General features: G+C 51.1%; 11 protein-coding genes. 3 read left to right on the top strand and 8 right to left on the bottom strand.

Features of this window, described 5'->3' with window-relative positions; genetic code table 11:
* Positions 1 to 63: 63 nt before the first annotated feature.
* The 3 genes from AC0YN4_RS09210 to AC0YN4_RS09200 all read right to left on the bottom strand — a co-directional run bounded on the left by AC0YN4_RS09210 (position 64) and on the right by AC0YN4_RS09200 (position 4,246).
* Entirely contained in the window at positions 64 to 1,563 is a 1,500-nt protein-coding gene (locus tag AC0YN4_RS09210) for an IMP dehydrogenase (protein WP_475781177.1), read from the bottom strand.
* 131 nt (positions 1,564 to 1,694) lie between these two features.
* Complete coding sequence (locus tag AC0YN4_RS09205) at positions 1,695 to 3,116, bottom strand: S41 family peptidase (RefSeq protein ID WP_475835653.1); 1,422 nt, start codon at positions 3,114 to 3,116, stop codon at positions 1,695 to 1,697.
* A gap of 182 nt (positions 3,117 to 3,298) precedes the next feature.
* Positions 3,299 to 4,246: an aldo/keto reductase gene (locus tag AC0YN4_RS09200; RefSeq protein WP_475835652.1), complete on the bottom strand. Its 948-nt coding sequence runs from the start codon at positions 4,244 to 4,246 to the stop codon at positions 3,299 to 3,301.
* A 115-nt stretch (positions 4,247 to 4,361) separates the two neighbouring features.
* Between AC0YN4_RS09200 and AC0YN4_RS09195 the strand changes: the two genes are divergently transcribed.
* Together AC0YN4_RS09195 and AC0YN4_RS09190 are read left to right on the top strand one after the other, a co-directional pair.
* On the top strand, positions 4,362 to 5,210 hold the full coding sequence (locus AC0YN4_RS09195; protein ID WP_475835651.1) for a helix-turn-helix transcriptional regulator: 849 nt from the start codon (positions 4,362 to 4,364) through the stop codon (positions 5,208 to 5,210).
* A gap of 83 nt (positions 5,211 to 5,293) precedes the next feature.
* Positions 5,294 to 6,094, top strand: a complete 801-nt coding sequence (locus AC0YN4_RS09190; protein WP_475835650.1) for a Cof-type HAD-IIB family hydrolase — start codon at positions 5,294 to 5,296, stop codon at positions 6,092 to 6,094.
* 70 nt (positions 6,095 to 6,164) lie between these two features.
* On the opposite strand, the gene AC0YN4_RS09185 is transcribed toward AC0YN4_RS09190, so the two are convergent.
* Positions 6,165 to 7,259, bottom strand: a complete 1,095-nt coding sequence (locus AC0YN4_RS09185; RefSeq protein ID WP_475835649.1) for a YeiH family protein — start codon at positions 7,257 to 7,259, stop codon at positions 6,165 to 6,167.
* Between the two features lie 207 nt (positions 7,260 to 7,466).
* On the opposite strand from AC0YN4_RS09185, the gene AC0YN4_RS09180 reads away from it, so the two are divergent.
* On the top strand, positions 7,467 to 8,585 hold the full coding sequence (locus tag AC0YN4_RS09180) for a stalk domain-containing protein (RefSeq protein ID WP_475781171.1): 1,119 nt from the start codon (positions 7,467 to 7,469) through the stop codon (positions 8,583 to 8,585).
* 338 nt (positions 8,586 to 8,923) lie between these two features.
* Here the strand turns inward: AC0YN4_RS09180 and AC0YN4_RS09175 are convergent, their stop codons facing one another.
* The 4 genes from AC0YN4_RS09175 to cysT are packed head-to-tail and all read right to left on the bottom strand — an operon-like array spanning position 8,924 to position 12,674.
* Positions 8,924 to 9,985: a sulfate ABC transporter substrate-binding protein gene (locus AC0YN4_RS09175; RefSeq protein ID WP_475835648.1), complete on the bottom strand. Its 1,062-nt coding sequence runs from the start codon at positions 9,983 to 9,985 to the stop codon at positions 8,924 to 8,926.
* Positions 9,986 to 10,008: 23 nt separating this feature from the next.
* Positions 10,009 to 11,073, bottom strand: a complete 1,065-nt coding sequence (locus AC0YN4_RS09170; protein WP_475781169.1) for a sulfate/molybdate ABC transporter ATP-binding protein — start codon at positions 11,071 to 11,073, stop codon at positions 10,009 to 10,011.
* 3 nt (positions 11,074 to 11,076) lie between these two features.
* Positions 11,077 to 11,874 (bottom strand): sulfate ABC transporter permease subunit, encoded by a 798-nt coding sequence (locus AC0YN4_RS09165; protein ID WP_090977517.1) that lies wholly within the window; start codon positions 11,872 to 11,874, stop codon positions 11,077 to 11,079.
* Positions 11,871 to 12,674: a sulfate ABC transporter permease subunit CysT gene (cysT, locus tag AC0YN4_RS09160; RefSeq protein WP_371264686.1), complete on the bottom strand. Its 804-nt coding sequence runs from the start codon at positions 12,672 to 12,674 to the stop codon at positions 11,871 to 11,873. The genes AC0YN4_RS09165 and cysT overlap by 4 nt, the downstream gene beginning before the upstream one ends.
* Positions 12,675 to 12,820: the final 146 nt, after the last annotated feature.

The raw sequence follows: 12,820 nt of genomic DNA, 5'->3' as shown, positions 1-12,820 counted from the left end.
GTTACAAAGAAAAGGGCCGCCCGGCGAATCGTTGCAGATTCCATCCGAGCAGCCCTATTCTATTTATTCTCCGGCAATGCTGTTCTCTTTCAAAATAACGTCATGCGCGCCGCCCTCAATAATGCTCGTCGCTGAAACCAGCGTAATCCGTGCATTCTGCTGCAGCTCTGCGATAGTAAGCGATCCGCAGTTGCACATGGTCGATTTGATTTTGTGAATCGTCTTGCTCAAGTTCTCGTGCAAGCTTCCCGCGTAAGGAACGTAAGAGTCTACGCCTTCCTCGAACATCAGGCCCGCTTTGCCGCCGGTGTCGTAACGCTCCCAGTTGCGTGCACGGTTGGAGCCTTCGCCCCAGAACTCTTTTACAAAGTTGTTGCCGACCTTCAGCTTACGAGTCGGGCTCTCGTCGAACCGTGCAAAATATCGGCCCATCATAACGAAGTCCGCACCCATCGCGAGCGCCAGCGTAATGTGATAGTCATGCACGATACCGCCGTCCGAACAGATCGGCACATAGATGCCGGTTTGCTGGAAATACTCGTCGCGCGCTGCAGCAACCTCAATCATCGCCGACGCTTGTCCGCGACCAATCCCCTTCTGTTCACGCGTGATGCAGATGGAACCGCCGCCGATACCGACTTTAATAAAGTCTGCGCCTGCTTCTACCAGGTATAGGAACCCTTCACGGTCAACTACGTTACCTGCGCCGATCTTGACATCGGAGTTTGATTTCACGAAAGCAATCGTTTCCTTCTGCCATTCCGAATAGCCGTCTGAGGAATCGATAACAAGCACATCCACGCCAGCTGCGACAAGTGCAGGTACACGTTCCGTATAGTCTTTCGTATTGATGCCCGCGCCTACGATATAACTCTTATTCGCATCCAGCAGCTCGGATGGGTTTTCTTTATGCTCGTCATAATCCTTACGGAAAACCAAATAATCCAAATTGCCCTGCTCGTCTACAACTGGCAGACAGTTCAGCTTGTGATCCCAAATGAGATCATTCGCTTCCGAAAGCGTAATCCCGGACTTGCCGTAAATCAGCTTCGAGAACGGTGTCATGAACTCGCTAACCGTCTTGGACTGCGGGTCTCGGCTGATCCGATAATCACGGCCGGTTACGATGCCAACCAGCCTGCCTTTCGGTGAACCGTCACTTGTAATCGCAACGGTGGAATGGCCGGTACGCTCTTTGAGCTCCAGTACATCCTTCAGCGTGTGCTCTGGCGTCAGGTTCGAACGGCTGACAACGAAGCCCGCCTTGTAGCTCTTCGCTTTACGCACCATCTCCGCTTGGCTTTCCACAGACTGGGAGCCGAAGATAAACGAGATTCCCCCGCTTCGTGCAAGAGCAACGGCCATTCGATCGTCGGAGACAGCCTGCATAACAGCGGATGAGAACGGAATATTCAAGGAATAAGCCGGTTTCTCGCCTTTCTTGAACTTCACGATCGGTGTTTTGAGACTTACGTTTGAAGGATTGCAATCCTTCGTGGTCAAATTTGGCACCAGCAAAAATTCGCTAAAGGTGCGGGATGGTTCCATGTAATAATGAGCCAAAAGATGTCGCCTCCTGCAATCCAATTCCGGATAAATTCTTACAAGCATATCACAGCGATCCCAATCGCGCAATGGAAGTTGTCGTTCGACTTTACTCCGGTATTTTAACGACGATTTCGCCAAAAAAGTTGCTACTTAGCTGGTTCAAGCAAAGAAACCGCTTTGTTTCGTTGGGGATCTTCGACCTCGAATTTACTCGTCACCTTCACCATCATACGGTAGGCGGTCTTATCATTCATCGCACCGGTTTGCGGCAGTTCTTCATTCGCTTGGAAGCTGCGAACCGCTGAAGCTGTATCCTCATCGTAAATCCCTTTACCAGCACCTACTGCATAACCGAGTACTTGCAGCATGCTCTGCACCGTCTGTACCTTGTCGCCATAATCGCCAATCCCCAGCTTCAAGCCGGCTGCAAGACGTGGTAATTGTGCATAATCCGGTGCTGCCACCACATAATCAGGCTCAATGCCCTTCTTATGAATCCATTGTCCATCCGGCGAACGCCATTGCGCCTCCGTCAGCTTAAGCACAGAACCATCCTTCAATTGACGGAAGTTCTGCACGATCCCTTTGCCGAAGGTTTTCTGCCCCACGACTTTGGCATCGGCAGTTGCTTTAAGCGCTGCAGTCAGCACCTCGGCAGAGCTTGCCGTATGAGCATCTACCAGAATTGCAATCGGCAGCTTCCATGGTTCTTTCTGTTTGGACTGATGAGTAATGACGCGTGTCTCGCCCTTATACACGACCTGTACGATTGTTTTCCCCTTTGGAACAAACCGATTAGCAATCGTAATAGTCGGCTCCAGCAAGCCGCCCGGGTTGCCGCGCAAATCGAGCAGAAGCGACTTCATTCCTTTCTTCTGCAGCGCTTCAATCGCAGCGTTAAATTCATCTGCTGTCTTCTCCGCGAATCGGCTGATGGTAATCTCGCCGATTCCGTCTGACAACATCTTCGAAGTAACCGTGAGCACCGGAACGGCACCACGCACAACGGAGATGGAGAGCGGTGTACTCGAGCCCTCACGCTGAACCGTCAGCATCGCCGTCGTACCTTCTTTGCCTTGCACAAGCTCCTTCAGCTTCGTTAAGTCGAGTCCCTTAGCCGATGTTCCGTCTATCGAGACAAACACATCGCCTGCCTTCAAGCCCGACTTCTCCGCCGGGGCGCTCTTAATCAATTTATCGATAATAAACCGGCCGTCTTCCTCACGAATTTCTACGCCGATCCCGACAAAATGGTCCTCATACGAGCTTATGTATTGCTCCCCTCGATCTCCCGTTAAGTAGACCGAATAAGGATCGCCGAGCGATCCGACCATGCCTTCCGCAGCGCCGTCGACAAGAGCCTTCGAATCCGCGCCTTCCAAATAACGATTCATGATTTCTTTATACGCGTAAGATAAATTGCGGAATGCGGGCTCTTTCATTATGGGGTACTGAAGCAGCATACTGAACCTTCCCCCTGCAAATCCAACCACGACCGCCACTGTCAGCAGTACAGCCATGGAAACGCGCCGCCGCTGTTTTACCGCTTTCTCACCATAAATACTCACCCTGACACCTCTTCCAAAATGAACCTGTAACTCACTCTATCGCATTCGAGCGCCTGTCGCAAGTTCCTCCCAGGCAAAGCAAAAAGACGTTCCCGGGCACATGAAACAGACCTCATTGCTGCATGGCTGCAGCAGTCTGTTCGTGCAAGGGAACGCCTTTGAATTTCAGTTATGTTGGCATGCTACAGCGCCGCTTTCTCTGTAAGCAGGTTCAGCCAATCGCGCTCGGCATCGGTCAGCGTAACCGGCAATGCCTTAAGGCTGTCATGCAGTTCGCTTGTTTTATGCGGTCCGATGATAGCTGCAACCGGGAATGGCTGATTCAATACATAAGCCAGTGCGATGTGGTTAGCGGTTACGCCGTATTTCTCCGCCAGCAGCGTCGCTCTGCGCTTACGCTCCCAGTTATCGGCGCTGTAATTGACGCGAACCATCTCGGCGTCCTCGCGATTATCTTCGGAATAGCGGTCCGTGAAGAACCCGCCGGATTGCGAAGACCAAGATAAGATCGGCAGCTGCGATTGCTCATGCCAAGCTTCGTCCTCCGCCGTTGTCGTCACACAGCCCGCCCAGCGTGCTTCATTGGGTCGTGCCAGCGCCAAGTTCGGACTGCTGCAAGCGAAGCCTGTCATCCCGTGTTTGGCAGCATAGGCATTGGCTTCTTGAATGCGAGCTACACTCCAGTTGGATGCGCCGATTGCACGGCAGCGACCGGCAGCCAGCTGATCGTTAAGGCCTTCCAGAATGTAACCGACGTTCACGTTCGGATCATCGCGATGAAGCATGTACATATCCATGTAATCGGTTTGCAGCCGCTCAAGCGACTCCACCAAATCACTTTGAATACAGGTTTTGGTCATACGGGATTGCTCATACGGATGAGCGCCTTTCCCGACGATGACGATCTCGCTGCGGTTCCCGCGATCTGCCATCCATTGTCCAATCGCCTGTGCCGAGCTCGCGCCGTAAATATGTCCGGTATCAATAGCGTTGCCTCCGGCAGCTACATAAGCATCAAGCAGTTCACCGGAATAATCCATTCGATTAATGTCAAGCATCATAGAGCCTTGAATGAGCTGCGTAACGCCCTGCTCAATGCCTGCAATTGCGATTCTTTTCATAGTCGTCATCGATCTGCGCTCCTTCATATCGTTATATTGATCATTATAGTAAAGGATTTCACTTTCAAAAATCGAAATATATTGCATAGACTACAACGATATTGCTCATGTAAGGAGTGTACCGATGGCTAAGCAACATTTGACGCTGCCGCTGCTGCGAAGGAATAGGTTCTATTGCTTCCCGGAGTCAGCCGGATATTACGAGCATAATAAAGGGCATGATGTGCGCCGATCGGCAGGTATGCTGCAGGAATTCAACCTGCATCTGGTTACCTCTGGCCATGGTTATGTCGAGCATGACGGGCAGCGCCATGAGCTGAGCGCAGGTGATGCCTTTCTATATTTCCCGGGCGATAAACAGGCGTATTTCGCCGATGATGATCATCCATGGGATTTCAAGTGGATTCATTTCTACGGCAGCGGTATCCTCGCTGATCTGACCGAAAGGGGCTTCCACCGTTCAATCGGATGGCGAGTACGCTCTCCATTAGTGCTCGAGAGCTTAATCGATGAACTGCTTGGCGAAATCAATCAACACAAAATGCTCCATCCCAGCCGCATTTCCATGCTCATGTACGGCATTATTGCCGAATTCACCGAGCAGGCCGAGCCTATTACGGCACCAAGTGCCGGTGCATCCGCCATAGAACGGATGCTGAAGCTTCTGCCTGAGCTGCAGGCTGCTGCAGCCGAGCCATTCGACCTGGATGATTGGGCGGCACGCGCAGGAACGAATCGTTTTGCTTTCTGCAGGTGGTTTCGCCGCGCCGCCGGTCAAACGCCGCTCGAATTCGTGACGATGTGCCGCATCCAGCGGGCTAAGCAGCTGCTCGTCGAACAACAGGACCTCAGTGTGAATGAGGTTGCGAGGTTGTCGGGTTACGTTCACCCGAGTTATTTTAACAAGCGCTTTCAAGAAAGTGAGAACATGACGCCGACTTCCTATCGTCAGCAATTTACAATGTCGACATAAGGGTTAGGGTTGTTCCTGCCTCTGATTTCCGCTACAATCAATGAAAATGCGTACGCAGGAGAGAGAAGGAGCAGAGAGAAATCATGTATAAATTAATCGCTATTGATATTGATGACACGCTCTTAACCGATGAATGTACGGTTACACCGGGAACGAAGGAAGCACTGACAGCAGCGATGGAGCAAGGCGTGTTCGTCACTTTGGCGACAGGCCGCATGTTCCCATCCGCGAAGAAGATCGCTCATCAAATTGAGCTGAATGTCCCAATCATCACGTACCAGGGCTCCAGCGTCAAAACATTACTGGACGAACAAGTTCTCTATGAGCGCTACGTGCCTCAGGATGCTGCCGATCTGCTGATGCAGTATTGCGAGGACCATGGTATCCATCTGCAGCTCTATACGGATGATGTTATTTATGTCAAAGAGGATAATCAGAAAGCGCGCGACTACTCGAAGCTGGCGAACATTCCATTCGTCGTAGAGCCGGATTTGAAATCGCTGATCAAACGCCCTACGGCCAAGATGTTGATGATCGACGATCCTGCCCGCCTCGATGAAGTTGCCGCGGATCTCGCTCCGTTAATCGGCAATCAAGCACATATTACGAAATCCAAGCCGCACTTCCTGGAAGTTACACACAAGGAAGGTACCAAAGGGCATGCGATCGCGTTTATGGCGCAGCATATCGGCTGCTCGCTGGATGAAGTCATCGCAATCGGCGACTCTTGGAATGACCACGAGATGATCGAAACGGCCGGACTTGGCGTAGCGATGGGCAATGCCGTGCAGAAGCTGAAGGATATCGCGCAATATGTAACGAAAACCAACAATGATGAAGGCGTACGCCATGTCATCGAGAAATTCATTCTTCAAACCGTTTAAACGATAAACGAAGAGCTGCACCGACAGTCGATTGGTCCCGACTGTGACGGAGCAGCTCTTTTTTGCTAAATCAGATGGTGAAATAAGTGCCCACAGCGAGCAGTACAGAGGCGATGAACATGGCCGCAAGAGGCTTCACAATCACCTTGCCGCTTCCGCGTAAATCTACATTGAGCCCAAGCGCTACCATCGCCATGGTCAACAAGAAGGTGGTTATCTTGGTAATGGCATTCATGACCTCCGGCGCTTCGTGGATAAAGCTCTGTCCGGCAGCGGTACTTCCAAGCGCACTTAGCGCGAGAAAACCAAGCAGGAACCACGGAAGCTGAAGCTTAGCAGTTTGATGTATCGCTGCTTCAGCAATCGATCCGGATGTCTGCTGCTTTAACCGCCGGAGTTGGCGCTGCCTCCTGTGCCGCTGCACAAGAATAAGCACAAGACTTAGCGGCACAAGCAAGAAAACACGGCCGAGCTTCGCGAGCAGCGCACCTGCGAGCGCATCTTCTCCGGCTGGCGCAGCCGCCAGTGCAACGTGCGCGATTTCATGCAGACTCGTTCCGGACCAGATGCCGTACTGCAGCTCCGTCAGCGCAAGGACGGGACGAAGCATCGTGTAACCGACTGCAAATACCGTCCCTACAAGCGCGATAAGGCCGACGCTTACGGCTGTGTCATCCTCCTTGCTGCGCAAGATCGGCGATACGGCTGCAATAGCCGCCGCGCCGCAGATCGCGGTGCCAATGCCAAGCAGCAGCGATAGGTTCTGATCCGTCTTCATCAGCTTAGCCAGCAGCAGGGTACAGCCTATGGCGAATAGGGCAGCAGCGATATCCCGAATGAGCAGTGCCGGTCCATCTTGGAAAATTTGCAGCGCATTAAGCTTTATCCCGTAGAGGATGATGGCGAGTCTGAGTAAGCTTTTACCCGAGAATGTGATTCCTGCGCGGAGAGCCCCCGGATAGCCCCACACCTGTCTATAGATGACCGCAAGCAGAATGGCACATGCCATCTGCCCTACATAATGGAGAACCGGCAGCTGTGATAATCCATATCCCGCAGCCGCCAATAGAAAGGTAAATCCGATTCCGCCTGCTTTCTTGCCGCTTGAAGAGTTGAGGCTTGCTATATAGGAACCAATCGGTTTTATTGTCTGCTGGAGCGCCATAGCCGCCTTGCCACCTCCGTGTCTCGTTGTTGGTTTTCATTATACGTGGCAGCAGTTGATAAGAGAAATCAATCATTATGATGAAAAGAATAAAGGATTGTTATGTTAGTCCGTTAGAAACATTGTCGTTACCATTTTGTCACTCCTAATTGGATAATGCCCGTTATACTGAGGTCCTAGCCTACAACAACCCTGGAGGGATTATTCATGTTCAACATACAGCAACCATTCAAACGGATTACCGCAATCGGAGCTGTAAGCTCACTTCTTCTTACTCTTTCTGCACCGCTAGCTTTCGCGGATCAAGCCGTCGCACCGGTAACTACACAAGCAGAGGTTAGCATTCAAGCCGGTACTGTCCAACTGACTTCCAAGACAATTAGTGATAAAACCGACTATTATGAGTCTGAGCTTACGATCCCCGTCATCAGCGGGATGCAAGATAAGAGCTACCAGAACACGCTGAATGCTAATCTTGCGGCACGTGCACATGCAGAGCTTGAGAAACTGAAGAAACAAGCCAAAGACGATGCCGCCGCTGCAGTTGGTGTATACGAGTTTAGACCTTATCTGTTCAAAGTCAGCTATGAATTGATTGCCGATGGCAGCAAAGGCGCAGGTGGCGTCCTATCCTTCAAAATGATTACCGCAGCCTATACCGGAGGCGCTCATGGCTGGACACGCGTTGACACGTACAATGTCCGCAATGAAGTGAAGGCTTCCGCCGTGAAGCTCAAGGAACTATTCGGCGAAGGCTACAAAACCATCCTTAATAAGGCGGTTAACGCTGAAATTGCCGCGCATTCGGATGTTTATTTCAAAGATACATTTAAATCGATTGCAGACAACCAGCCCTTCTATCTCAAGAATGGCAAAGCGGTGCTCGTCTTCCAGCAATACGAAATCGCGCCTTTTGCAGCGGGTATTCGGGAAATCGCCGTTACCCTTCCGGGCAGCAAACCAACACCAACTTCCGCCGTTCCCGGCAACCTTAGTTCCTTATCCATAACTGTTGGTGGAAAAACAGTCTCTGGCGCACATCTATTCGCGGACAAAGACGGCGTCGCGATGGCACCGCTTCGTGCCATTTCCGCCAAACTAGGCTATGAGCTCAGCTGGAACGCTGGCCGAATCGTTGTAGACAAAGGGACTCAGCATGTTTCCCTGCAAGTTGGCAAAGACAATTATGTCACTACTCCTGGCCAAATCACGCTTGGTGCCGCTCCTGTTATGAAAGACAATACGCTCTATGTGCCGCTGTCTTTCTTCTCCAAAGTGCTGAAAGTTACAGTTTCCTACTCGAAGGATGCCGTAGTCATCGGCTAAATCGAATCGAATGGAATCGAATCGAATGAAAACCGAAAAAAGCATTCTACTTTAGGGAGCCTCACAATGTTTCGACAGCCACTTTGGTGTCTATACAACATGAATCAAAGTGTAACGGTTGTCAGCGTGGCTATTCCGTGAAAATAAGCCTGTTTGCAACTCTAGCGGTTGCACCGAGCACCAGCTGGAACGTGAGATTCAGACGAATCTCGATTACCGCCGTTGAGTTCTTTGCCTGGAAACCCGAGCAAAAAGAGAAACCCAACGTTTGAAAAAACGTTGGGTTTCTCGACATTCAGAAGCTCCCTGCTGCAGGGAGCTTTTTATTATTTTCCCGATTAAATACCGGCCAATACTTGATACCATACGCCTTTCGGTGAATAGAGCTTCTCGCGAACTTCAGCCCATCCTCCCAAATAGCTGATATCAAACAAATCCTCAGGGGTTTTATAATTGCCTTTGACCTCTTCCATGACCTTGTCATTAACGGGTCGGAAGCCGTTGTCCGCGAAGATACGCTGCGCTTCCTCCGTGTACAAATAGGCGAGCAGCGCTTCAGCTGCTTTACGAGTGCCGTGCTTATCGACGTTCTTATCGACAATCGCAGCTGGATTCTCAATCAGAATGGTTGATTTCGGCACGACCACCTCATACGGAATGCCTTTCTTAATCCGAGCAAGCAGCTCATTCTCGTAAGTGATGATGACATCGCCTACCCCATATTCAAAGGCAGCCATCGATGCACGGCCGCTCTTATCCAGCGATTCTACATTATGATGAATCCGTTCCAGGAACGACTTGGCATAAGCCGGGTCTTTCTGTCCTGTCTTCGTTTCTGACTCCTTCAGTCCCGCACCGTACATCGCATTGATATCCCATTGCGCGCCGCCGGAGGTTTTCGGATTCGGGTATAGAATCTTCACGCCTTTACGGGTGAGATCCTCCCAATCATGAATGCCTTTGGGATTGCCCTCACGCGTGCCCATCACTGCGATAGAGCGTGTAATCATCCCGCCGTTGCCGACTTTCCGCCAGTCGCTTGTAATGAAGCCTGCCTTCTGAATCTTATCGATATCGCTTTCCATCGCAAGAGCCGCTATATCCGCTTCGAATCCGCCTGCAATTGCACGAGCTTGGGTACCGGATGCCTCATACGACTCCTGGAAGGTAATCGTCTGCCCGGTCTCTTCTTTCCAATGCTCCGCAAACTTCGGCAATAGGACATCGAATGCATCCTTTACTACGGAATAAGCTCCGATTACGAGCGTGAGATCACCTTGTGCTGCAGGAGGTTCAGCGCTATTCGTATTCGATGTCCCGCATGCTGCTGTGAAGAGAAGCGAGGACGTCATAAGCGCGGCCACTGCAATGCGCCAACCTTTTGTTAGGAATGATTTCATTGTGTACACAACGCTTTCTTCAGTTAAATATGCATCGGCATCGGATCTTCTTTCAGCTTGTTCTCCATAATCCAAGTGTCGTTGTCGTTAAACAGGTAGGCGCGGTGAATCATGACACTGATCTCTTCGCCCGGCTGCAGCACATCCTTCTCAAGCGAACGATACGTAATTAGTTTAATGTCGCCGACCTCAACCTCAACCATCCATTCGCTTCCGCGGAAATGCAGATGCTTCACTTTGCCGAGCACCGTTGCAGACGGAAGACGGAATTCATGGCGTTTGCCGATCTCGATATATTCGGGACGAATGAGTGCTTTGGTACCCGGCCAGTTCTTGGCTTCTTCGAAGCCTTTAAGCATCTCCACTTTATCGACGATCGTGGACTCCCCAATGAAGCTGGCCACGAATTGGGTTTGCGGGCTTTTGTAGATATCCCAAGGCGTCCCCTTCTGTTCCAGGCGGCCTTTATTAATGATCATGATTTCGTCGGCTACTTCGATCGCTTCATCCTGATCATGCGTAACGAAAATCGACGTAATCCCAAGACGCTCAATCATTTCCTTCAGCCATGTCCGAAGCTCATGCCGAATCTTCGCATCAATCGCGGCAAAAGGCTCATCCAGCAGCAGCAGCTGCGGCTGTGGTGCAAGCGCCCTGGCAAAAGCCACACGCTGGCGTTGACCGCCGGAGAGCTGATGCGGATAGCGGTGCTCGAAGCCCTTCAGGCCGGTAAGCTCAAGCAGCGACATAACACGCTCGCGGATTGCATCCTTAGGCTCCTTCTTGACCTTCAAGCCGAAAGCGACATTATCATAAACCGTCATATGTTTGAATAGAGCATAGTTCTGAAATACGAACCCGATTCCGCGTTCCTGCGGCGGCAGGTCATTCACCCGTTTGCCATGAAACACGATATCTCCGGAGGTTGGTGTCTCCAGCCCCGCAAGCATGCGGAGAATCGACGTTTTGCCGCCGCCGCTTGGTCCGAGCAGACCGATTAATTGACCTTTGGCAATATCGAAGCTAACATCATTGACCGCTTGAAAATCACCGAACTGTTTATTTAAACCGCGCACCTCGATATGCATCGCTTAATGCACTTCCTTTCTCTTCTTCGCCCATTCCATAAGCAGCAGCAATCCCACAGAGAACGCAGCCAGCACAAGCGCCACGCTGCTCGCCGCGATAACATTGAAATTCTCGACATCCTGATAAACGAGCGTTGTCGCCGTTTGCGTCTTGTTCATGATATTGCCTGAGACAACCAGTACGGCACCAAATTCGCCGAGCGATCTTGCGACGGTCAATACAACCCCATAGATGACGCCCCAGCGAATCGACGGCCAGGTCACCTTCCAGAAGGTGTACCAGGAGTAAGCGCCAAGCGTCGATGCCGCTTCTTCCTGCTGAGAGCCGATTTCCTGCAGCACCGGCATGACTTCACGCACCATAAGCGGGAACGTCACGAAGAGTGTAGCAAGGATCATACCGGGCAATGCATAGACTACTTTGAAGCCGATATCTTCGAAGAATGTACCGATTACCGAGCTCGGACCGAGCATCAGAACGATCATCAATCCACCGATGACCGGCGAAACCGCAAACGGCAAATCAACGATACTGTTCATCAGCCCTTTGAGCCGCTTGCTAAGCCACGTGCCTCTAACGAGATAGAGGGCAAGCATGACGCCGAACAGCGTATTTAGGAGCGTTACTACGACGACGATCAAGCCGGTCATCATAAGCGCATGTAAGGATTGCTTGCGTGTCAGCGCTTCTGCGAAGCCGCTCCATCCATCTCCCCAGGAGCCGGTAAAAATCTTCACGAGCGGTGCAATGAGCAGTATCAGAAACACCAGATAGGTTAACGTAATCCAAAGTTTTCTCATTTGCCGTGCCTCCTCGATTGGACGAAGTTAACCGCCCACAGAATGAGGAACGACAGTGTCAGCAGCATAACGGAAACGGCCGCAGCCCCCTGCACGTTATCGCTTTCAATCTCTCCGAAAATATAGACAGCTGCGATCAGCGTTTTTCCCGGAATGTTGCCTGCCACGAGTACGACAGCGCCGAATTCAGCGAGTGCTCTCGAGAAAGCCAGCATCGCTCCGCTAATAATACCCGGAAGCATGGAAGGGAATATCACTTGAAAGAAGGTTCTCGCCCTCGATGCGCCAAGCGTATACGAGGCTTCTTCTTCCGACTTGTCGAGCTCTTCGAGCAAGGGCTGAACGCCGCGAATAACGAAGGGAAACGTCACGAATACCATAGCTATTATGATAGCGGGTTCATGAAATACGATCTGAAATCCGAGCTTGTCGGCGATTCCGCCCGCGAAGCTGTTTGGACCCAAGAGCAGCAATATCATCAAGCCACCGACAGCCGTCGGCAGCGCAAATGGCAAATCTACTAAACTATTAAGTATTCTTCGCCCCGGAAACCGATAACGAATCAATACCCATCCAATCATGGTGCCAAGAAATACATTGATAAGTGCAGCTATTACGGAAAGTTTAACGGTAAGCAGCACGGCCTTCCAAGCCAACGGGTCCGTGATGCTGTCCCAGAAAGGCTGCAGGCCAAGCTCAAAGGATTGCGAGTAGATTCCAATAATCGGCAAAACAATCAGCAATACAAAATAAAGCATAATGGTGCTGCGGAAGCCAAAGCTCCACAAGCGGCTGCGCATGATGATATTCAAGCTGACTTACCCCCTGACACTTTCCTTGAGGAATCGTTGTAGTGGTTTAATCCCCATCAAACTACTTGGTATTAAATGTAGCAGACAGAGGCGAGTCTAGTCAATCCTAATTATTCTTCATCCAGCCCGGGGAT

This window comes from Paenibacillus sp. J22R3 (assembly GCF_056269305.1).
This window is presented reverse-complemented; position numbering and strand designations above follow the sequence as displayed.